Genomic DNA, 22,029 nt, shown 5'->3' with positions numbered 1-22,029 from the left:
GAGTCTAGGCGATTCTGGTGAACAGCGTGTTTGACCTGAATCACATCCAATCGACCCACAATCGCCGACGTAGCAATCCATTCGAAAGAACTCTTCGCGTTTGCCTATCGATCAGGGGATGAGCAGCGGCCGCAACGACGGGACCTGCCGGGCCAGTTCCTCGGTCACCAGCGTGGCGAACAGCGCCGCGCCGTCGGGGCCGAGGTGGGTGTAATCGAAGGCGACCTTGGCCTGCCCCATCGGCTCGGTGACCGCGTTGTTCTGCGCGACGGGTGCGCCCGCCACGGGCGCCGCACCCACGGTGGTACCGCCCAGCGCCGCGCTGACCTGCGCCGGTGTGGCGGCCGCCTGTGCCAGCGGCATGGCGGCGACCGGCCCCAGCGCCTGCACCACCGCGCGGCTGCGCGCGTGCAGATCGACCAGCGGCACCTCCATCTCGCGCGCCACCGTCCGCACCGCCTCGGCCCACGGCGCCAGGTCATCGATCAGCACGCCATCGGCGAACTGGCGGCGGGTCAACGGGGTCAGCAGGACCGGTTGCGCACCGGCGGCACGGATCTCGCGCACGTAGCGGCGCAGATTGTCCGGGAACTCGCGCTGCAGGTCAGTGGAGCGGCCCGGCTTGCCGGGCTGGTCGTTGTGGCCGAACTGGACCAGCACCCAGGTGGTGGCATAGCCGGGCGTGCGCATCTCCGCCTCGGCCAGCGTCCACGAGCCTTCGGCACGGTAGTTGTGGGTGCTGCGGCCGCCGCGGGCCAGGTTGGTGCAGGTCAGGAACGAGGTCACGTGCCGCGCGCAGAACGCAGGACCCCAGCCGCCCTGCACGGCGGTGGTGGAATCGCCGACCAGCACGATCTTGCTGGCCTGGATCGGCGTCGGTGCGGGTCGATCCAGTACCGCCGGGTCGACCGCGGCCTGCGCCGCACTGATCAGGCCGACCAGCGCGCTGCCCAGCAGCCAGGACGTACACCGCATCAGAACGTGCCTCGTTGAATGAAGGGGGCCTGCTGATAGAGGCGGCGCTCGCCACCGCGCGGGTCGTCGGCCTGCTGCGAAGTGGCATCGAACACCATCGTTTCGCGGCGGGCGAGCGAATAGGTCTGCCAGCGTGGCAGTGCGCCATGATTCGGATCGCCATGGCGGGCAAAGGCGATCAACGCCTCACTCATCGTGGCCGCCGTGCGCGTGGCCTCTTCACCGTCACCGGTGCGCGAACCGGGGCGGTCGGTGTTGTCGAACACCAGCGGGATATCCAGCGTGTGGAAGGCACCGAACCTGCCGCCGTCCAGCGGCGAGCCCCAATCGAGTTGATAGGCCCAGGTCGGTGCGCCCTGGCGCGCACGCGCCTCCAGCTCCTCCACGGCGCCTCGCCAGGAGCGGCCCGCGGTGGTGGCCGCGAAGAACACCTCCGACGGCGTGTACTGCGGATACAGGCGGCGGTACTCGGCGATCACCACCGACGGCAGCAGGTCCACGTACTGTTCCTTCTCCAGCTTGGCCGGCAGCGTCTCCCAGGTGAGGGCGAAGTTGGCCGGGTCGTTGCCGAGGAAGGCGCGGGTTTCATCGTGGGTGTTGCCGATCACCATCGGAATCCCGGCGGACTGCGCGGGCGCCTCCGGCCAGAACGGATGCACCGGCAGCGATCGCCCGTCGAGCACCGGCCCGACGTAGAGACTGGTGTTCTCCACGCGCGACGGGTCGCGCGCACGGGTGGCGGCCAGCAGCGCTTCCATCGGCATCGTGCGCAGCGCCTCGGCGTCGGCCGCGCCGACCGCCTGCATCGCGATCTGCGCGCGCTGGGTCGCCGCACGCGGGCCGGCAGCGGTGACCTGCTGCCCGCTCATGGTCCACGCGCGCTGGAACAGGCCGCGGGCGGCGGGCATGGCCATCAGCGTGGCGATCTTCGCGCCGCCGCCGGATTGGCCGACCACGGTGATGTTGCCCGCATCGCCGCCGAACTCGTGTGCATGCTGGCGCACCCACTGCAGCGCCTGCACCAGATCGAGCTGGCCGATGTTGCCGGAATCGGCGAGCCGCGCATCGCCCAGCTGCGCCAGGTACAGATAGCCGAACACGTTGAGGCGATGGTTGACCGTGACCACGACCACGTCGCCGCGCCGGCACAACGCGCTGCCGTCGTACAGCGGGTCGCTGCCCGAGCCGTTGTTGTAGGCACCGCCGTGGATGTAGAACACGATCGGGCGCTTGCCGCCATCGCGCAGCGCCGGGGTCCACACATTGAGGTAGAGGCAGTCTTCGCTGCCCGGCCCTTCGCTGCCGCCTTGCGGCGCGGCATGGCCGTACGCCAGCGCATCACGCACGCCCGGCCATGCCGATTCCTGCACGGCCGGCTGGAAGCGCCGGGGGGCGGTATCGGCGCCGTAGGGAATGCCGCGGAACACGTGGATGCCCTGCTCCAGCTGTCCGCGCACGCGACCACTGCGCACGCGCGCCAGCGGCGCGGCATCGTGGCGCGGCCCGGGCACGCCGGCGAAGGCGGGCAGCAGTGGCAGGCTGGTCGCACCCAGCATCACGGCATAGCGCGCGCTGTCACGCAGGAAGCGACGCCGCTGCAGATCGACGGGGGAATCAGTCATGGCGCGCAGGCTCCGTGTGGCGCGAGGGAATCCAGCGCAGGGCCAGCTCAGGCCACTGCGCAACGGTCAGACCGGCCGGGATGCGCACGCCGAAGCCGTGGCCGCCGGACGGGAACAGGTGCATTTCGGTGGAGACGCCGGCGCGCAGCAGCGCCTGGGAGTAGAGCAGGCTGTTGTGCACCGGGACCACGTTGTCGTCCTGCGCATGCACCAGGAAGGTCGGCGGCGTATCGGTGCGGACCTGCTCCTGCATCGAAAACTGCTGCTGCAGCGCCACATCCGCATGCGGCCCGAGCAGGCGGGTACGCGAGCCGGTATGCGCATGCGTGCCCATGTCGATCACCGGGTAGATCAGCAGGGCGACATCCGGGCGTGCGCTGAGTGCATCGATGGCATCGCGCTGGGGATAGACCGGGGCATCGAAGCCGTTGCTCAGCCGCGCGGCGACGTGTCCGCCGGCCGAGAAGCCCATGACCCCGATACGCGCCGGATCGATCTGCCAGCGGGCGGCATCGGCGCGGATCACCCGCATCGCGCGTTGCGCGTCGGCCAGTGCGGCCTGCCGATCGCTGCGGCCGGCGGGCAGCCGGTAACGCAGCACGAACAGGGTCACGCCGCCCTGCTCCACGAAGGCCGGCACCAGGGCGGTGCCTTCCTTGTCCAGCACGATGCGCTGATAGCCGCCACCGGGCACCACCAGCAGGGCGCTGCCATTCGGGCGTGCCGGCCGGTACACGACCAGGTAAGGCGCACTGACGTTGTCGATGTAGCGGTCCGGCAGTGCGGGATCGGCGCTGCGCTCGATCACATGGGGGACCGTGGCCGGGCCGGACTCGCCCGGCACCTGGCCCTCCGGCCACAGTGCAATGCGGTCCGGTGCGCCGGCGGCGGGTTCGGTCTCCGGGACGGCGCGCTCGGCCGCAGGCGCCACGCCGCTGACCAGCAGCAGGAGGATCAAGAAAGGCAACACAAGGCAACGGCGCATCCGCGGACGTCCTTCCGGTAGAGGAAACAGGCATCGTGCCTGACCGGCAGCGCTTCTGATGCGCTGCACATTGCCAATGACACCGGTTTACCATATACAGCTCATCCAACCGCTGTCGATTGGCAGTGCAACAATTTTTCCGGGAGACCCGCTTGAGCAACGACCACGGCAAACAGGACCTGCCCGACCAGGGGTTGGGCGAGATCGCCCGGCACTTCGTCAGCGCCCGCCAACACGGCCAATCCCTGCCGGACTTCCCGGGAACCATCCCGGAAGACCTCGTCACCGCCTATCAGGTACAGGACCAGGCCATCGCGCTGTGGGACGACCAGGTGGTCGGCTGGAAGGTTGGCTACATCGCTGCCGAACGCCGCGACGGGTCCGGCGATGACCGCCTGCTGGGCCCGATCTTCGCGCGCCAGCTCTGGAATGCTACCGGTGGAACAGTCGAGATTCCGGTGTTTGTCGGTGGCTTCGGCGCGGTCGAAGCCGAGTATGTGATCCAGCTGCAGCAAGACGCTCCGGCGGACAAGCTGCACTGGACGCCGGAAGAAGCCGAGGCACTGCCTGCCAGGCTCTTCATCGGCGTCGAGGTCGCGAGCAGCCCGCTGGCGACGATCAACAAGCTGGGCCCGCGCGTGGTGGTGTCGGATTTCGGCAACAACAACGGCCTGGTGCTGGGCACCGAAATCGCGGACTGGACCCGCCTGGACGACGCCGACCTGCGCGCGGAGACCCGCATCGAAGGACAGGTGGTCGGTACCGGTGGCGCCACCCTGCTGCCCGGCGGCCTGCGCACTGCCTACGCGTTCGCGTTGGCCCGTTCGGCGCAGCGTGGTCGACCGCTGAAGGTGGGTGATCTGATCGCCAGTGGCAACGCCACCGGCATCCATGACATCGCCGTGGGCCAGGAAGCATTGATCCGTTTCGTCGGTTACGGCGACATTACCTGCAAGGCCATCGCCGCCGGTTGACCGCGCGGACATGGCGAGCACGCTTGGGAGGGCGCAGATGTTCACTCGCAGAAGTATCCTGGCTACCAGTCTGGGCGCGCTTGCCGCGCCTGCGCTGACGGCCTGTTCGCGGTCGTCCAACGCCGCACCTGCCGGTGCGCAGCTGTTGACCGCCACCGACGTCCACGTCGCCGATTACCCCACCGTCACCGCGGTGAAATGGATCGGGCACACGCTGGAAGAAAAAACCGGCGGCCGGCTGCGGCTGCGCCAGTACCACTCCGGCCAACTGGGCCGTGAGTCCGAGGCCATCGACATGGCCCGCTTCGGCGTCATCGACATCACCCGCGTCTACTCCGGCGCGCTCAACAACGCGTTTCCGCTGACCCAGGGCCTGTGCCTGCCGTACGTGTTCGAGTCGGTGGCGCACATGCGCCGCGCACTCGATGGCGGCGTCGCCGATACGGTCCTGCAGGGCTTTGAGAGCCGCGATCTGCTTGGTCTGGCGATCTACGATTCCGGCGCGCGCTGCTTCTACAACACCAAGCACCCGATCGTGGAGCCCAAGGACCTGCACGGCCTCAAGCTGCGGGTGGCGTCTTCGGACATCTTCATCCAGCTGATGCGCCTGCTCGGTGCCAACCCGACCCCGATGTCGCTGGGCGATACCTTCTCGGGCATGGAAACGCACATGATCGACGGTGCGGAAAACAACATGCGCAGCTTCCATTCCAGCCGTCATTTCGAGGCCGCGCACTACTGGTCGCAGAGCGATCACTCCTACGCACCGGACGTGCTGCTGATGTCGCGGCAGAGCTTCGATGCGCTGAGCCCGGCCGATCGCACCCTGGTGATCGAGACCGCGCGCGAATCGGTGCAGGTGATGCGTGAGCAGTGGGATGCTTCGGAAAGCACCGCGCGCCAGGCCGTCGCCGACTTCGGCATCACCTTCAACGAGGTCGACATGCCGGCCTTCCGCAAGGCCGCCGATCCCCTGCTGCAGCGTTACCTGCAGCAGCCGGAGCTGGCCGCCCTCACCCGTCGCATCCGCGACTTCGCCTGAGGCCCCGACGCGATGTCCGACGCGACTTCCGACACCATCATCACCCCCAGCGCGCCGCAGCGCCTGCTCAATCTCATCGCCGATGTGGCGATCTACATCGCCGTGATCGCCCTGCTGGGCCTGGTGGTGGTGCAGGGCTGGCAGGTGTTCGCCCGCTACGTGATCAATGATTCGCCCAGCTGGACCGAGCCGGTCACGCTGCTGCTGCTCGCCACCGCGATGAGCCTGGGCGCGGCCACCGGCGTGCATACCCGCCGCCATTTCGGCTTCTTCCTGCTGGCCGCGCACATGGGCCCGGGCCTGCGCCGCGCGGTCGATCTATTCGCCGCGCTGGTGGTGGCCGTGCTGGGCGTGGTCATCGCCTGGTGGGCAGCCGTGCTGCTCATGGACGGCCTGGACATCAAGGCCGCCGGCGCCCACCTGCCGCAGAGCATCAACTACCTGCCCCTGTCGATCGGTGGCGCCTTGATGGCGATCTTCGCCGTGAACCAGATGGTGCTGGCTGTACGGCCGGCCGATGCCGTTGCCGAGGGAGATCGCTGAGTCATGGGTATTACGATTCTTTTCACCGTGTTCGCGGTGCTGTTGCTGCTCGGCGTGCCGGTCGCGTTCGCGCTCGCCGCTGCTGCCCTGGCCACCCTGTGGTACCTGGATCTGCCGACGCTGGTGCTGGTCCAGCAGATTTCCGCCGGCACCGGTTCGGCCTCGCTGATCGCCATTCCACTGTTCATCTTCGCCGGTGAAATCATGATGCGCGGCGGCATCTCCGAACGCCTGATCTCGCTCGCGTCCTCGCTGGTCGGGCGCATGCGCGGTGGCCTGGGCCAGGTCTCGATCCTGTCCTCGCTGTTCTTCGGCGGTGTGTCCGGTTCGGCCATCGCCGACGTCTCGGCGGTCGGCGGCACGATGATCCCGCAGATGGTCAAGCGCGGTTACGACCGTGACTTCGCGGTCAACGTCAGCATCACCGCCGCGCTGGTCGCGCTGCTGGTGCCGCCGTCGCACAACCTGATCCTGTTCTCGGCCGCGGCCGGTGGTGGGCTGTCGATCGCCGATCTGTTCGCGGCCGGTATCGCGCCGGCGCTGCTGATGACCGTCACCCTGATGGTCACCGGGTATGTCGTGGCCCGTCGCCGCGGCTACGGCGTGGAAATCTTCCCGGGCTGGCGCGCGGTGCTGCTGCGGCTGGTCTCGGCCCTGCCCGGCCTCGGCCTGGTCGCGCTGATCTTCATCGGTATCCGCGCGGGCATCTTCACCGCGGTGGAGAGTGCGGCGATCGCCGTGGTCTACGCGCTGCTGGTGACCACCGTGCTGTACCGCCAGCTCGACTGGCGCGAGTTCCTCGGCACGGTCACCCATGCCGCGCGCAGCACCGGCGTGATCCTGTTCGTGATCGCCACCGCGGCCGTGTTCGGCTGGCTGCTGGCGTATCTGGAAGTGCCGTCGGCCGCGGTCAACTTCCTGCAGTCGTTCGCGCACAGCCAGTTCATGGTGCTGCTGATGATCGTGGTGATGCTGTTGCTGCTGGGCACCTTCATGGACCTGGCGCCGATGATCCTGATCTGCACGCCGATCTTCCTGCCGGTGGCCAAGGCCTACGGCATCGATCCGATCCACTTCGGCCTGGTGCTGGTGCTGAGCGGTGGCCTGGGCCTGGTGACGCCGCCGGTGGGCTCGGTGCTGTTCATCGGTACCGCGATCGGCAAGATCAGCGTCGGTGAGAGCATGCGCTCGATCTGGCCGTTCTGGTTCGCCGCGCTGGGCGTGCTGTTGATCGTCACCTTCTTCCCGGAAATGTCGCTGTGGCTGCCCGCCCTGCTGCGCGCGTAAGCGTGTGGCGGCTGGGCAGTCAGCCAGGACCCACAGCGGATAATTGAGGACGCCGCCAAGGCGCAGGACCACGATGCGTAACGGGAGCAACACGATGCGTTTTAGGAAGACCCTGGCGAGCTTCGTCACCGCCTGCCTGCTGCTGGCCGGCGCCGGCCACGCCGCCGAGCCCGCCCCCGCCTGGAAGCGCGGGATCGAGAACCAGCGCCAGGCCGATCTCGGCAACGGCACCTTCCTCAATCCGGTGTTCGCCGGTGATCGCCCGGACCCTTCGGTGCTCAAGGATGGCGAGGACTACTACCTCACCCTGTCCTCGTTCGATGCCTACCCCGGCCTGCCGATATGGCACTCGCGCGACCTGGTCAACTGGCAGCCGCTGGGCCATGCCATCACCAGGAATGTCGGTGCGATCTGGGCCCCGGACATCGTCAAGCACGGCAGCCGCTACTACATCTATTTCCCCGCCCGTACCGGCGAGACCCGCAGCAACTTCGTGGTCTGGGCCGACAGCATCAAGGGCCCGTGGAGCGAGCCGATCGACATCGGCCTGGGCGGCTATATCGACCCGGGCCACGCGGTGGGTGAAGACGGCAAGCGTTATCTGTTTCTCAGTGGCGGCGACTACGTGCAGCTGGCCGATGACGGCCTGAGCGTGGTCGGCACGCCCAGGCACGTCTACGACGGCTGGAAATACCCGGAAAGCTGGGATGTGGAGGCCTATGCGCAGGAAGGCCCGAAGATCAACTTCCGCGATGGCTGGTACTACATGACCACCGCCGTGGGTGGCACCGCCGGCCCGCCGACCGGGCACATGGTGATCACCGCGCGCTCGCGCTCGATCCACGGCCCGTGGGTGAATGCGCCGAACAACCCGATCATGCGCACCCGGTCGGCCGCCGAGCCGTGGTGGTCGCGCGGCCATGCCACGGTGATCGAAGGCACCGACGGGCGCTGGTGGATGATGTACCACGGCTACGAGAACGGGTACTGGACGCTGGGCCGCCAGGCGCTGCTTGAGCCGATCGAATGGACCGCCGATGGCTGGTTCGTGGCCAAGGGCGGCGACCTCGGCCAGCCGCTCGCCAAGCCGTCGGGTACCTCGGTGGGCCAGCACGGCATGGCGTTGTCCGATGACTTCCGCGGCAAGACCCTCGGCGCACAGTGGTCGTTCTTCAACCCGGCGCAGGACGAGTACAAGCGCCTGGCCTTCACCGGCAAGGGCATGGAGCTGCAGGGCAAGGGCGAAACCCCGCGCGACAGCTCGCCGCTGACCGCCATCGCCGGCGACAAGGCCTACCAGTTCGAGGTCGAGATGGAGATCGCCCCGGGCGCGGTGGGCGGTGCCCTGCTCTACTACAGCGACCGCCTGTACGTGGGCGTGGGCAGCAACGGCGAGAAGTTCATCATGCACCGCTACGGGGAGGAGCGCCCCACCCGGCTGGCCCCCAGCGCCACCGGCGGCAAGCTGTGGCTGCGGGTCACCAACAACCGCCATATCGTCACCTTCCACTCCAGCACCGATGGCAGAACCTGGCAGAAGTACCCGGTTCAGATGGAAGTCTCCGGCTACCATCACAATGTGGCGGGCAAGTTCCTGGCCCTGAAGCCGGCGCTCTATGCTGCCGGTGACGGCAAGGTCCAGTTCCGGAATTTCCGCTACCGCGCCCTCGATTGAGCTCCCCGCTAGAATCCCCTGACTCATCCCCGGTTTGAACGACATGTCATTGCGCAGCAAAACCGATCCGTCGCCGCACGGATTGACCAAAGGCAAGGCCGCCACGATCAACGACATCGCGCGTCTGTCCGGGGTATCCAAGAAGACCGTCTCGCGCATCATCAACAACTCGCCGCTGGTGCGTAAGGACACGCGCGAGAAGGTCGAAGCACTGATGCGCGAGGTCGGCTACACGCCGGACCCGCTGGCCCGCGGGCTGGCGTTCCGGCGCTCGTTCCTGATCGGGATGGTGTACGACAACCCGACCGCGCAGTACATCGTGGACATGCAGTACGGTGCGCTGGACGCGCTGCGCGGCTCCAGTTTCGAGCTGGTCGTGCATCCCTGCGATTCGCGCAGCCCCGGCTACATCGACGGCGTGCGCCGCTTCGTGCAGCAGCAGAAGCTGCACGGTGTGATCCTGGTGCCGCGTGCGTCCGAAGACCAGGCACTGGTCGACATGCTCGATGAAATCGGCTGCCGCTTCACCCGGATCGCCTCGCTGCCGCTGGACGACACCTCGCAGATGGTGGTCACCCACGACCGCGACGGTGCCGCCGAGGCAGCCGATTACCTGCTCTCGCTGGGCCACCGCGATATCGCCCTGGTGACCGGCCCGAGCGCGTACCGCTCGGCGCACGAGCGTACGGCCGGCTTCATCGATGCGCTCGCCAAGCGCGGCATCGAGCTGCCGCCGGCACGCATCGTCGAGGCCGGTTACACCTTCGAATCCGGTGTGGCCGCGGCCGAGAAGCTGCTGCTGGGCAAGCAGCGCCCGACCGCCATCTTCACCGGCAACGATGAAATGGCCGCCGGTATCTACAAGGTCGCGCTGCGCGCCGGCATCAACATCCCGCGCCAGCTCTCGATCATCGGCTACGACGACAGCCCGCTGGCCTCGCGCCTGTGGCCGTCGCTGACCTCGGTGCGCCGGCATACCCGCGACACCGGCCGCACCGCCGCCGCGATGCTGATCCAGCCCGATGGCCAGGCCGTGATGCAGCACGCCAGCGTGCGCCCGCACCTGATCGTGCGCGATTCCTGCCAGCCGCCCGAGGATTGACGCGCGCCGCGATGGCAACGACGCGCGTTCATGATGAACGCGTCGCCACGCGCCCGTGCAATCGGTTGCCGATCGCACGGCTTTTCTGACAGGGACACCACGCCGGGCCACCCGGCCTATCGTGCGCTGCAAAATGACACCGGTTTACCAACTGGCTACAATCACCTGAAATCGTGCCGGGGCCGACGCATCGCCCCACCCCTGCTCTGGAGACGCCATGTACTGCAAGACCCATTACGCCACCCATCCCGACGCCATCAAGGGCGCCAGCAATGACGACCTGCGCGATCTGTATCTGCTCGATGGTCTGTTCAACGCCGATGCGGTGACCCTGAAGTACACCCACTACGAGCGCTTCGTGCTCGGCGGTGCGGCCCCGGTCAACGGCCCGGTCTCGCTGCCCAGGCAGACCGAACCGGCCTCGGCCGCCGGCCATGCGTTCCTGGAGCGCCGCGAGCTGGGCGTGATCAACGTCGGCGCCGGCAGCGGCACCGTCACTGTCGATGGCACCGTGTTCAAGCTCGGGCCGAAGGATGGTCTGTACGTGGCCATGGGCAGCGAAGACGTTGTGTTCGCGTCCGATGACGCCGCCACCCCGGCGCAGTTCTACCTGGCCTCGACCCCGGCGCACGCGCGCTTCGAGACCAAGGCGCTGTCGATCAAGGACGCCGTGGCCCTGGACCGTGGCGCGCTGGAAACCAGCAACGAGCGCACCATCTACCAGTACATCGTGCCGGCCACCTGCCAGTCCTCGCAGCTGCTGCTGGGCCTGACCGTGCTCAAGCCGGGCAGCGTCTGGAACACCATGCCGCCGCACCTGCACGACCGCCGCAGCGAAGTCTATTTCTACTTCGACCTGGGCCAGAACGACCGCGTGTACCACTTCATGGGCGAGCCGGACGCGCAGCGCCACATCGTCATCCAGAACAACGAAGCCGTCGTGTCGCCGCCGTGGTCCATCCACATGGGCGCCGGCACCAGCAACTACGCCTTCATCTGGGCGATGGGCGGCGAGAACCTGGATTACACCGACATGCACGTGCTGGACATCTGCCAGCTCAAATGACCCCGACGCGCCGCCGGCATCGCGCCGGCGGCGTCTGTTACGCATTGGACAAGGACTACATACGCAATGGCTAATCCGTTCAGTCTGGAAGGTAAGGTCGCCCTCGTCACCGGTGGCAACACCGGCCTGGGCCAGGGCATCGCGGTCGCATTGGCGCAGGCCGGTGCCGACGTCGCCGTGGCCGGCATCCAGCCGCCCACCGAGACCATCGCGGCCATCACCGCGCTGGGCCGCCGCTGCCTGGCGATCGAAGCGAACCTGATCAGCATCGAGCCGGTCGAGCGCGTCATCCGCGAAACCATCGAAGGCCTGGGCGGCCTGGACATCCTGGTCAACAACGCCGGTCTGATCCGCCGCGCGGACGCGGTGGAGTTCAGCGAGCAGGACTGGGACGACGTGATGAACGTCAACATCAAGTCCGCGTTCTTCATCTCGCAGGCCGCCGGCAGGCATTTCATCGCCCAGGGCCGCGGCAAGATCATCAACATCGCCTCGATGCTGTCCTTCCAGGGCGGTATCCGCGTGCCGTCGTACACCGCCAGCAAGAGCGGCATCGCCGGCATCACCCGCCTGCTGGCCAACGAGTGGGCGAGCAAGGGCATCAACGTCAACGCGATCGCCCCGGGCTACATGGCCACCGACAACACCGCCGCGCTGCGCGCCGATGAGGACCGCAACAAGTCCATCCTCGACCGCATCCCGGCCGCACGCTGGGGCACCCCGGAAGACCTCGGCGGCACGGCCGTGTTCCTGGCCTCCAGCGCCTCGGACTACGTCAACGGCGCGGTGCTGCCGGTCGACGGTGGTTGGCTCGCCCGGTAACCGACACCAACGAACGATGCGCCCCTGCGGGCAGACGATGGGCGCCCTTGGGTGCCCATCTGTCGTTCAGACCCCCCATCTGCCCGGTAGTGCCGGCCGCTGGCCGGCAGCTCTCCACCCAGGAGCATCACCATGCTGCGTTTGCTGCTGTCCCTGTCGCTGCTGCTTGCGGCCCCCAACGCGCTGTGCGCCCCGCACCGCATCTTCATTGCCGGGGATTCCACCGCCGCCGAGTACGGCCCGGAGCGCGCGCCACAGGCCGGCTGGGGCCAGGCCCTGCAGAGCTATCTCGATCCCGCTGTGTGGGAGGTCCGCAACCACGCCAAGGGCGGCCGCAGCACCCGCAGCTTCATCGATGAGAAACGCCTGGACGCGATCGCCGCCGAACTCCAGCGGGGTGACGTGCTGCTGATCCAGTTCGGCCACAACGATGCCAAGTTCGAAGATCCCAGCCGCTATACCGATCCTGCCGTTGCCTACCCGCAGTTCCTGATGCGCTACGTGCAGCTGGCCCGCGACACGGGCGCCACGCCGGTGCTGATCACCCCGGTGGCGCGGTTGCTGTACGACTTCGGGTCGCTGCTGGATACGCATGGCGTGTACACCCAGGCGGTGAAGCAGCTGGCGACCCGCGAGCAGGTCGCGCTGATCGATCTCAACGACAGTTCCACGCGCTGGATCCGCGGGCTGGGCGAACAGGGCGCCAAGCCGTACTTCCTGTTCGTGCCCGAGCAGAACAAGGCCGATGGCACGCACTTCAGCGTGGCCGGTGCGACGGCGGTGGCGTGCCTGGTGATGCGCGACTGGGTGGCGTTGCAGCCGGCGATGAAGCCTGCGCTGAAGCGCGACATCGACTGCGAGGTACGCAGTGCAGGGCAGGGCGGCGATGCCGCGAAGCCCTCGCGTGTGGTGCACGAGCGCGATATCGCCGTGAGTCAGCCGGGTCCGCATGGTGGGGCGGGACCGACCACGGCGTATCCGTTCTTCGCCGAGGACACGGACATCCCGTTCGTTCTTCGCAAGCGCGTGCTGCATAGAGGCGCCGGCATCGGCCTGCACCCGCAGCACAAGGACGAGATCTACTACATCGTCAGCGGGCAGGGCAGCTACGTACTGGATGGGAAGCAGTACGACGTGGCGGCCGGAGATGCGCTGCTGACGCGGGTGGGCAGCTCACATGCGCTGCAGCAGGTGGGGGAGCAGGATCTGGTGCTGCTGTTGGCGTATCCGCGTTAGGAGGCAGCCGGACGGAACCCAGCCCTGGAGTCCCTCAACCTTCAAAAGCGCTTCCAAGGTTTGAAGGATAGATATCTAAACTTCAAAAGCGTACAGTGCTTTTGAAGCTTAGGCGTTCAGGAGGCTCCCCATGCGTCGGGAAGACATCGCGGTTCACTTGCGGCAGTACCTGGTGCCGGTCGAAGGCCGGCCGCATCTGCTGGCCATGACCGCCCCGCCTACACCGCGCAGGCTGCCGCCACGCCATTCGGGGAGCCGAGAGCTGTTGATCAGCGCCAACGCGGCGCTGGCGCGGCTGGATCAGGCGATGCGGCAGTGGTCGTCCCCCGATCTGGTGACGCGCACGCTGGCGCGGCGCGAAGCCGTGCAGAGCTCCCAGATTGAAGGCACCCGCACCGATCTGGACGAACTGCTGGTGTATGAGGCGACGCTGGGCCTGGACGGCCTGCCGCCCGACGTTGTTGTCACCGAGCGCTATGTGCAGGCGCTGCAGGACGGCCTGGAGGCGGTCCGGGAAGGAGGCAGGTCCGCCATCAATCTTGGGCTGGTGAACCATCTGCACGCCGTGCTGATGCAGGACATGCACGACGATTTCCCGAAGGGCAGGTATCGCCAGGCGCAGGCGGTGATTGGTCCGTTGGGCGGACGTGCTGAAGATGCCCGCTTCGTTCCTTCGCCGCCGGCCGGGATCGGCAATGCGATGCAGGAACTGGAAGGGCAGATGCTGCGGTACCAGCCGGCGGAGGATGAACAGTTCGAGCTGAACATCCTTGCGCAGATCGCCATCGCGCACGCCCAGTTCGAAACGATCCATCCCTACAAAGACGGTAACGGGCGCATTGGGCGGCTGCTGATGCCGCTCATTCTTGCGGCCGAGGGATACCCACCGGTGTACCTCTCCGGTGCGTTGTTGCGCAGCAAGGATGCCTACTACGATGCACTCAACCAGGTGCAGGTCAAGGGCAACTGGGCGCCGTGGATGGACATGGTGTCAAAGGCCGTGGTGGAGTCGGCGAACGATGCCATCGCCATCGCCGAGGACATGCAGCAGCTCGTGGCCGACTGGTCCGAACAGGTGAGTGGCTATCGTGCAGACGCCGTCGCGCGCCGACTCCCCGCGCTGCTCGTCGGCCACCCGGTGGTAACCGCCGCGCAGGTTGCATCGCTGCTGGGGGTATCCAACCGCTCGGCGCTCACCGGCATCTATGCGCTGGAGAAAGAGGGCATTCTGGCGACAGGCAACGAGCGGAAATGGGGACGGACCTACTACGCACAGGCAGTCCTCAATCGCCTCAATCAGCTACCGCTGCCGCCCCAGCAACGTCCGCGCTGAAAAGCAGCCGACCAATGGTCGGCTCTACCGATCAGACATCGCCGCCGTCTTCCCAGCCTTCGCCCGTGCCCTTCTGGAACACGCGGTCACCGTCCTGCACCTCACCGGCCGGCAGATGGTCCCTGGCCTCCAGCCCGGCGTAGATCGGGGTGAAGTCCGGCGCGGTCGCCTCCATCAACTGCTCGAAGCTGTCGATGACGAAGTAGGTTTTCTGGAAGGTGTCGATGCGGTAGCGGGTGCGCATGATCCGCTCCAGATCGAAGCCGATCCGGTTCGGCGCCGCCGACTCCAGCGAGTACAGCGATTCGCCCTTCGATGACACGATGCCGGCGCCGTAGATGCGCAGGCCCTCGTCGGTGTTGATCAGGCCGAATTCCACCGTGTACCAGTACAGGCGGGTCAGGTGCTGCAGCGCTTCCGGACCGATCGCATGCGCCTTGACGCCGCCGCGGCCGTAGGCGGCCATGTAGTCGGCGAACACCGGGTTCATGAGCAGCGGCACGTGACCGAACAGGTCATGGAACATGTCCGGCTCGGCGATGTAGTCGATCTGGTCCGGGCGGCGGATCCACCACGTCACCGGGAAGCGGCGGTTGGCCAGGTGGTCGAAGAAATCCAGCTCCGGCAGCAGCCCTTCCACCCCGACCAGGGTCCAGCCGGTCGCCGCGCCCAGCACTTCGTTGAGCTGGTCGAAGCGCGGGATCATGTGCGCGCTCATCCCCATCTCGTCCTGCGCGTGCAGGAATTCCTTGCTGGCACGGCCTTCCAGCAGCGCGCGCTGGCGCTGGTACAGCGTGCTCCAGGTGGCGTGGTCGTCGGCGGTGTAGCTGTCCCAGGGCTGTTCCACGATGGCGGTGGTATAGACCGGCACGTATCCCTTGTCGGTCTGCTGGTGTTCGACGCGGCGGGGGGCGGTGGCGGTTTCCATCGTGGTGGTCTCCTTGGAAGTCATCTGTCGATGCTAGGGCAGGGCGCGCGCAAGAGGTTTGCAAAGTTGCGCGGATATGGCCTTCTGGCGCAAGATCATTGCGTCCACCTCATGTTGCGGGGCAGCAATGACCGGAATTGCCCAGTTCGACCGCACGGATCTGCGCCTGCTGGCGGAAATCCAGCAACACGGCCGCGCGACCAACGCCGAGCTGGCCGCTCGGGTGAATCTGTCCCCGTCCGCCTGCCTGCGGCGCGTCCAGCGGCTGGAGAGCGAGGGCGTCATCGCCGGGTATGGCGCGCGCCTGGAGCCGCGCCAGATCGGGCTGGGCCTGCAGGCCTTCGTCCGGGTGCAGCTGGAGAAGCACGACCAGCACGCCATCGGCGTGTTCGCCGACAGCGTGCTGATCTGGGATGAGGTGGTGGCCTGCCATGCGCTCACCGGCGACATGGACTACCTGCTGCACATCTATGTGCGCGACCTGGAGCACTTCTCCAGCTTCCTGCTCGACAAGCTGCTCAATGCCGCCGGGGTGGCCGACGTCAATTCCAGCTTCGTGCTGCGCACCGTGAAGGACTTCCGCGCGCTGCCGTTGTCGCAGCTGGAGTGAGCTTGACGTGGTCGGCGCTGTAGCGGGTTGTGGGCTTGGGCAGCATCCGCATCTGCGACGACAGTCGTGGGTAGCCCGGGCCACGATCGACTAGAGTTGTGCGCACCACGCATCATCGGAGGATGCACCCGCATGGCGTTACCCGCACACCGCCTGCTCATCGCGATACTGCTGCCGCTGGCCGCCTGTGCGCGGCAACCGGAACCCAAGCCGGTGGAGCGCACCCAGACCAACGAGCAGGGCTGCACCCGTCAGCGCAGCGTTGGCCCGCAGGATCCGTTCGCCGATCCCGCGCCGCTCAAGCAGGCCTGCCTGGGGCCCCACCTGCTGGAGATCCCGCAGAACTACTTCTATAACCAGATCGGCACCGAGCACGATGGCAGCTATGCACTGGCGTTGGAGTATCCGTCGCTGCAACCGTTCAAACCGGGAGAGCGGATGGGATTGACCACGGATGTTTCCATCCGCACGGTCACAATTGACTACAGATACATCGATCGAATTGAGCTGAGCGAAGCCATGCGGCGCAGCTACATTCCGATGGACTATAAGAAGGACGAACCGCAAGAGAATCTTGAGACGCGCATCGCGGGCGAGAAGCTCTACGACTTGAGCCCCTACTTCGTGGACATGGATCTGGTGCGTGCGTACTACAGGAGCAGAGGGTACAACGAGGATGCACGCGTCATGTCGCCCGACAGGCACACGGACTGGTACTTAAAAAAAGATGATGCGGGCAAAGTACAGACAGTCATCAAATGTACTTCCCGCGAAGTAACGTCATCTGGAGTTGAATACCATGACGAGAAGCTGATCAAGAGCAGAGGTTATGGATTCGCGAAGTGCAGCCACACGTTCATGATCGCGCCGCTGAGTACCTTGGTTCTCGTCGACTACCCGCGGGAAGGACTAGACCACTGGAAGGAGATCGAGTGGCGTGCTCGAGACATGCTGACGAAGTTCAACGTTGAGGAACGAAAGGAATCGCACTGATGGCTGACTTCGCCAAACACGATCTTGAAATGCTCAGGTATTACGTCGGGACCGATAACCGGGAGCTCTACTTCAACTACCTTGCACAGATGGAGGGTAATGATGGCTACGGCACCCTTGCCCTTGGTGTTGTAAGGAACGACAACGCGCCAGGCGCGACGGCGAACCACTTCGCCCAAGCGCAGGGAGGCGAGAAAGCGCTACATCTTGGAGAGAGAGGCTGGCAGAAGGTGGGAGAAGATCTCATCGAGCAGGATCTCATCCTTCGAGAAGGCCATTTCAACAATCAACGTCCAGATCTGGCATTGAATCTTCCAGTTCGTGATGTGCAGCTTGCCCATGACCGAACCTTTGCGCTCAACGACATCAAGAACGAAGCCTGGACCCCACGCCAGCTGCTCGAAGCCGCCCGTCGCCATGGCGGCGAGCCCGAGGCGGAGAAGGTCTGGTCGATGATGCTGGACAACCAGTTGCTGGGGCTCACCCGCGGCGCAAGCACCACCGAGAATCTTGCCTACCGCTACAACGATGAAAAACTGGACGCCACCGCATATGTGGCGGCGATGGGCCTGGCCCGGACCAACGCAGGCCTGTTTCCCACGCCCAATTCCGATCCGGACACGATCGACCGCGACGGCAAGACCTACAGCTTCCACGCCGAATCCGGTACGTGGCGTGGGCCGGCGCCGATCGAGTCGCGCATACCGACCAAGCTGCCGGTGACCGACCCGGCACTGATCGACGCGCTCAACGACAGCCGTGCCCTGCGCCAGGAGCGCGAGCAGCTGCGCACGCAGTTCCACCCGGACGACCCCTACCGCGGCCGTCCGATCCAGGCCAGCCCGTGGCTGTTCACCGATGCGGGCCCAGCGCAGGAAGCTGCGAACCAGGCACTGCAGGCCCGCGCCGCGGCGCCAACCGATCCAACCCATGCCGGGCATCCGCGGCACGCGCTGTATCAGCAATGCGTCGAGGGCGTGCACGCGCTGGATGCACATCTGGGCCGGGCACCGGACGCGCACAGCGCCTGCATGGCCGCCAGCCTGACCACGCTGGCCGCCAGCAGCGGCCTGGCGCGCGTGGACCATGTGCTGTTGAGCCTGCAGGGCAGCGGTATCGCGCCCGGCCAGCAGGTATTCGTGGTGCAGGGCGATCCGGGCGACCCGGCGCATCAGCGCGCGCACATGCCGACCGGACAGGCGATCGCCACGCCGCCGGAGCAGTCCTTCCAGCAACTGGTGGTGGTGGATCAGCAGCGCGAGCGTGAGCAGGCCCAGCAGGTACAGCGCGAGCAGGACAGCGCTGTACGCGAAGCGCGGTCGATGCACATCTGACGATGGCCGGGCAGGGCCGGCCATCCGTCGCCTCTACCCGGCGCTCAACCCTCGCACTTTTCCTTGCGTCCCATCAGCCGACCCACGCGCGAGGGCTCATCGCACTTCGGCTTGGGCGGCGGCGGGGCCAGCGCGGCAGCACGCGCCTTCTGCAGCTGCTGGACCTTGGCGCGGATCTGCGGCATCGCCGCCATCGCGGCCTTCTCACCTTCCAGGATCGCGTTGTTGCGCTGGCCGAAATCGGCGGCGCCGATGTCGAGCACCTTGGGCCGGATGATCACGTCCGCGCGTGCCAGCTCCTGTTCGCCCAGGCGCTGCCCCATGATCGAGATCGACTGGTTGACGATCCCGAGCATGCCGGTCGGCGCCTTGCCGCTGGCCTTGCTGGAGATGTCCACGGCGATCACGATGTCGGCGCCGAGCTGGCGCGCCGCATCGACCGGCACCGGGCTGACCACGCCGCCGTCGATGTAGTTGTACTTGCCGATCTTCACCGGCTCGAACACGCCGGGGATGCTGCTGGAGGCGCGCACGGCCTGGCCGACATTGCCGCGCACGAACACCGTGCGCTCACCGGTCTCCAGCTGGGTGGCGACCGCGGCGAAGGGCTTGCTCAGCTTTTCGGCGGGGCGGTTGCCGACCTGCGCATTGACGTAGTCCTGCAGCTTCTGGCCCTGCACCAGGCCGCCGGAGAACAGGCGCACGTCGCGGATGCTGGCTTCATCCAGGGCCACCGCCTTGGACTGCATCTGAAACGCGTCCATGCCGCTGGCATACAGCGCGCCGACCACGCTGCCGGCGCTGGTGCCGGACACCACCACCGGCTCGAAGCCGTTGGCCTCCAGCATCTTGATCACCCCGATGTGGGCGAAGCCCTTGGCTGCGCCGCCGCCCAGCGCGATGCCGATCTTGACCGGCTTGGCCGGCGTCACCGGAACGGCCGCCGGCGGCGGGGTCGGGCGCACGGGATCACCGCCACAGCCGGCCAGCAGGCCGAGCAGGGCAACGGACAGCGTCAGGCGGGTACGGCGCAGTGAAGTCATCGGCGTGGCAACTGAATGGGCATCAAGGGCCGCCAGCATACCGAAGCGATGGAGGGCCGGGCAGGAGGTGATGAATAGCGGTTGTTTGCGGCGCTGTTGTTGTACTGCAACAATTGTCTGGTAGCGCCGGTCCACCACCCCTCCCAACACAGCCTAAACGCCATGTTCCCGAACCGCACTGCCCACGGCCGTTTCCCGTCCGTGCACCCGCTCGTTGTCGCCCTTGCCGCCCTGCTGCCATTGACGGCCGCAGCCCAGGACGCCCCCGCCACCAAGGATCCGGTCGCCCTCGATACGCTGCAGGTCACGGCGCAACGCCGCGTCGAAAACGCCAAGGACGTGCCGGTCTCGATCTCGGCCATCCAGGGTGAAAAGCTCGACGTGCTCGGTTCGGCCGGCGATGACATCCGCTTCCTGTCGGCGCGTGTGCCCAGCCTGAACATCGAATCGTCCTACGGCCGTGCCTTCCCGCGTTTCTACATCCGCGGCCTGGGCAACACCGATTTCGACCTCAATGCGTCGCAGCCGGTGTCGCTGGTGTATGACGACGTGGTGCAGGAAAGCCCGCTGCTGAAGGGCTTCCCGCTGTTCGACCTGGCCGGTGTGGAAGTGCTGCGCGGCCCGCAGGGCACGCTGTTCGGCCGCAACACCCCGGCCGGTGTGGTGAAGTTCGATTCGGCGCGTCCCTCGCAGGATGCCGACGGGTACATCAAGGTCGCCTACGGCAGCTACAACACCTGGAATACGCAGGGCGCCTACGGCGGCCCGCTGACCGACCGCTGGTCGGCCCGCGTCTCCGCGCTGTACCAGCGCCGCGACGACTGGGTCACCAACACCCGCCAGGGCGCACCGGCGCAGGGCTTCGAAGGCTATGACGAAGCCGCTGCCCGCGTGCAGTTCCTGTACGAAGGCGATGATGTCGAAGCGCTGTTCAACCTGCACAAGCGCAAGCTCAACGGCACCGCGCGCCTGTTCCGCGCCAACATCCTCAAGCCGGGTACCAACCAGCTGGTCGAGAACTTCGACCGCGATGAAGTCTCCACCGATGGCCAGAACTTCTCCGACCTGGAAACCTGGGGCGGCAGCGCACGCCTGAAGTGGGACCTGGGCCGCGTGACGCTGCACTCGATCACCGGCTACGAGACCGCCGAATCGCTGAACCACGGCGACATCGACGGCGGTTACGGTGCCAGCTTCCTCGGCGCCGGCAACTACGGCCCGGGCAACATCCCGTTCGCCTCCGAATCGGCCGATGGCCTGCCGCACCACCGCCAGTGGACCCAGGAATTCCGCGTGGAATCCAATGAGTGGGGCCGCTTCGACTGGCAGGCCGGCGTGTTCTACTTCGATGAAGACGTCACCATCGACAGCTTCAACTACGACTCGCTGACCCCGGGCAATCCGCAGACCGGTCATGCCGTGCAGCAGCAGCGCAACAAGGCGTGGGCGGCCTTCGCCTCCGGCGATTTCGACGTGACCGAGCGCTTCAAGCTGCGCGGTGGCGTGCGCTACACGCAGGACAAGAAGGACTTCAGCGCCAGCGTGCTGCAGGCCGTGCCGTTCGGCACCCCGGTCAGCGGCCCGTACATCGCCAAGACCGACGTCAACGACGTCAGCTGGGACCTGAGCGGCGTCTACCAGATCACCGACAACCTCAACGCGTACGCCCGCGTGGCCAAGGGCTTCCGCGCGCCGTCGATCCAGGGCCGCCTGGCCTTCGGTGGCGTCTCGCAGGCCGATTCGGAGAAGGTGATCTCGTACGAGGCCGGCATCAAGGCCGACCTGTTCGACCGCCGTGCACGCCTGGGCTTCAACGTGTTCCGCTACAACGTCGACGGCCAGCAGCTGATCGCCGTGGGTGGCACCAACAACACCGCGACCCTGCTCAACGCCGACAAGACCCTCGGCCAGGGCGCCGAGCTCGACTTCGAAGCCTACCTGACCGACCACGTGCTGCTGACCCTGGGCAGCAGCTACAACGACACCGAGATCAAGGACAAGGATCTGGCGGTGGCGATCTGTGGCGGCGGCTGCACCATCACCGACCCGACCACGGTCATCGATGGCGGAACCTACGCGCTGGTCAACGGCAACCCGCTGCCGCAGGCGCCGAAGTGGATCCACAACCTGACGTTGCGCGCCGGCTTCCCGGTCAACGATGCCAGCGAGTTCTACGTCTACACCGACTGGGCCTACCGCAGCGAAGTGAATTTCTTCCTGTACGAGTCGCCGGAGTTCCGCAGCCGCTCCTCGCTGGAAGGTGGCCTGCGCCTGGGCTACAACTGGGATTACGGCCAGTACGACGTCGCCGTGTACGGCCGCAACCTGACCGACCAGGTGCGCGTGGTCGGCGCGATCGACTTCAACAACCTGACCGGCTTCCTCAACGAGCCGCGCACGTTCGGCCTGGAGTTCACCGCGAAGTTCTGATGGTAGGTACCCACCGTTGGTGGGTACGC

At 66.7% G+C, this 22,029-nt stretch carries 19 protein-coding genes; 14 read left to right on the top strand and 5 right to left on the bottom strand.

From position 1 onward, the window contains the following. Nucleotides 1-111: 111 nt before the first annotated feature. From HDC96_RS14600 to HDC96_RS14590, 3 genes are read right to left on the bottom strand one after another with little or no spacing between them, the layout of a single operon-like run. A complete protein-coding gene (locus HDC96_RS14600; RefSeq protein WP_179460630.1) occupies nt 112-975 on the bottom strand; it encodes a rhamnogalacturonan acetylesterase in 864 nt (287 codons plus the stop codon). Then, nucleotides 975-2,597 (bottom strand): carboxylesterase/lipase family protein, encoded by a 1,623-nt coding sequence (locus HDC96_RS14595; protein WP_179460629.1) that lies wholly within the window; start codon nt 2,595-2,597, stop codon nt 975-977. The genes HDC96_RS14600 and HDC96_RS14595 overlap by 1 nt, the downstream gene beginning before the upstream one ends. Then, nucleotides 2,590-3,582: an alpha/beta hydrolase gene (locus tag HDC96_RS14590; RefSeq protein ID WP_179460628.1), complete on the bottom strand. Its 993-nt coding sequence runs from the start codon at nt 3,580-3,582 to the stop codon at nt 2,590-2,592. Before HDC96_RS14590 ends, HDC96_RS14595 begins: the two co-directional genes overlap by 8 nt. A 152-nt stretch (nt 3,583-3,734) precedes the next feature. Between HDC96_RS14590 and HDC96_RS14585 the strand changes: the two genes are divergently transcribed. The 10 genes from HDC96_RS14585 (at nt 3,735) to HDC96_RS14540 (ending at nt 14,662) form a co-directional block, all read left to right on the top strand. Continuing rightward, entirely contained in the window at nt 3,735-4,556 is an 822-nt protein-coding gene (locus HDC96_RS14585) for a 2-keto-4-pentenoate hydratase (RefSeq protein ID WP_179460627.1), read from the top strand. Between the two features lie 37 nt (nt 4,557-4,593). Continuing rightward, complete coding sequence (locus tag HDC96_RS14580; RefSeq protein ID WP_179460626.1) at nt 4,594-5,598, top strand: TRAP transporter substrate-binding protein; 1,005 nt, start codon at nt 4,594-4,596, stop codon at nt 5,596-5,598. A 12-nt stretch (nt 5,599-5,610) separates the two neighbouring features. Next, on the top strand, nt 5,611-6,141 hold the full coding sequence (locus HDC96_RS14575) for a TRAP transporter small permease (protein WP_179460625.1): 531 nt from the start codon (nt 5,611-5,613) through the stop codon (nt 6,139-6,141). Between the two features lie 3 nt (nt 6,142-6,144). After that, a complete protein-coding gene (locus tag HDC96_RS14570) occupies nt 6,145-7,428 on the top strand; it encodes a TRAP transporter large permease (RefSeq protein ID WP_179460624.1) in 1,284 nt (427 codons plus the stop codon). Nucleotides 7,429-7,522: 94 nt separating this feature from the next. Next, on the top strand, nt 7,523-9,103 hold the full coding sequence (locus HDC96_RS14565) for a family 43 glycosylhydrolase (protein ID WP_179460623.1): 1,581 nt from the start codon (nt 7,523-7,525) through the stop codon (nt 9,101-9,103). A 43-nt stretch (nt 9,104-9,146) separates the two neighbouring features. Then, nucleotides 9,147-10,205 carry a LacI family DNA-binding transcriptional regulator gene (locus tag HDC96_RS14560; RefSeq protein ID WP_121044030.1) on the top strand — a complete coding sequence of 353 codons (1,059 nt, stop codon included), beginning with the start codon at nt 9,147-9,149 and terminating at the stop codon, nt 10,203-10,205. Between the two features lie 217 nt (nt 10,206-10,422). Next, complete coding sequence (gene kduI, locus HDC96_RS14555) at nt 10,423-11,271, top strand: 5-dehydro-4-deoxy-D-glucuronate isomerase (RefSeq protein WP_179460622.1); 849 nt, start codon at nt 10,423-10,425, stop codon at nt 11,269-11,271. Between the two features lie 66 nt (nt 11,272-11,337). Next, the gene (gene kduD, locus HDC96_RS14550; protein WP_179460621.1) at nt 11,338-12,093 is read left to right on the top strand and encodes a 2-dehydro-3-deoxy-D-gluconate 5-dehydrogenase KduD; all 756 of its coding nucleotides are present in this window, start codon (nt 11,338-11,340) and stop codon (nt 12,091-12,093) included. A 132-nt stretch (nt 12,094-12,225) separates the two neighbouring features. Beyond that, a complete protein-coding gene (locus tag HDC96_RS14545) occupies nt 12,226-13,329 on the top strand; it encodes a GDSL-type esterase/lipase family protein (RefSeq protein WP_179460620.1) in 1,104 nt (367 codons plus the stop codon). Nucleotides 13,330-13,459: 130 nt separating this feature from the next. Beyond that, on the top strand, nt 13,460-14,662 hold the full coding sequence (locus tag HDC96_RS14540; protein ID WP_179460619.1) for a Fic/DOC family N-terminal domain-containing protein: 1,203 nt from the start codon (nt 13,460-13,462) through the stop codon (nt 14,660-14,662). Nucleotides 14,663-14,693: 31 nt separating this feature from the next. Here the strand turns inward: HDC96_RS14540 and phhA are convergent, their stop codons facing one another. Then, nucleotides 14,694-15,590 (bottom strand): phenylalanine 4-monooxygenase, encoded by an 897-nt coding sequence (gene phhA, locus HDC96_RS14535; RefSeq protein WP_179460712.1) that lies wholly within the window; start codon nt 15,588-15,590, stop codon nt 14,694-14,696. 127 nt (nt 15,591-15,717) lie between these two features. Between phhA and HDC96_RS14530 the strand changes: the two genes are divergently transcribed. The 3 genes from HDC96_RS14530 to HDC96_RS14520 all read left to right on the top strand — a co-directional run bounded on the left by HDC96_RS14530 (nt 15,718) and on the right by HDC96_RS14520 (nt 18,527). Further along, nucleotides 15,718-16,200, top strand: coding sequence for an Lrp/AsnC family transcriptional regulator (locus HDC96_RS14530; RefSeq protein WP_123730980.1), 483 nt, complete (start codon nt 15,718-15,720; stop codon nt 16,198-16,200). 132 nt (nt 16,201-16,332) lie between these two features. Then, entirely contained in the window at nt 16,333-17,193 is an 861-nt protein-coding gene (locus HDC96_RS14525) for a hypothetical protein (protein ID WP_179460618.1), read from the top strand. Next, nucleotides 17,193-18,527: an XVIPCD domain-containing protein gene (locus tag HDC96_RS14520; RefSeq protein WP_179460617.1), complete on the top strand. Its 1,335-nt coding sequence runs from the start codon at nt 17,193-17,195 to the stop codon at nt 18,525-18,527. The genes HDC96_RS14525 and HDC96_RS14520 overlap by 1 nt, the downstream gene beginning before the upstream one ends. A gap of 44 nt (nt 18,528-18,571) precedes the next feature. On the opposite strand, the gene HDC96_RS14515 is transcribed toward HDC96_RS14520, so the two are convergent. After that, the gene (locus HDC96_RS14515; RefSeq protein ID WP_179460616.1) at nt 18,572-19,570 is read right to left on the bottom strand and encodes a patatin-like phospholipase family protein; all 999 of its coding nucleotides are present in this window, start codon (nt 19,568-19,570) and stop codon (nt 18,572-18,574) included. Nucleotides 19,571-19,732: 162 nt separating this feature from the next. Between HDC96_RS14515 and HDC96_RS14510 the strand changes: the two genes are divergently transcribed. After that, nucleotides 19,733-22,000 carry a TonB-dependent receptor gene (locus HDC96_RS14510; protein ID WP_179460615.1) on the top strand — a complete coding sequence of 756 codons (2,268 nt, stop codon included), beginning with the start codon at nt 19,733-19,735 and terminating at the stop codon, nt 21,998-22,000. The last annotated feature ends 29 nt before the right edge of the window (nt 22,001-22,029 follow it).

The organism is Stenotrophomonas sp. JAI102, assembly GCF_013409105.1.
In the GTDB taxonomy this organism is placed as follows: domain Bacteria; phylum Pseudomonadota; class Gammaproteobacteria; order Xanthomonadales; family Xanthomonadaceae; genus Stenotrophomonas; species Stenotrophomonas maltophilia_AA.
The sequence above is the reverse complement of the archived record's forward strand: the minus strand, read 5'-3'. Positions and strand labels throughout refer to the sequence as shown.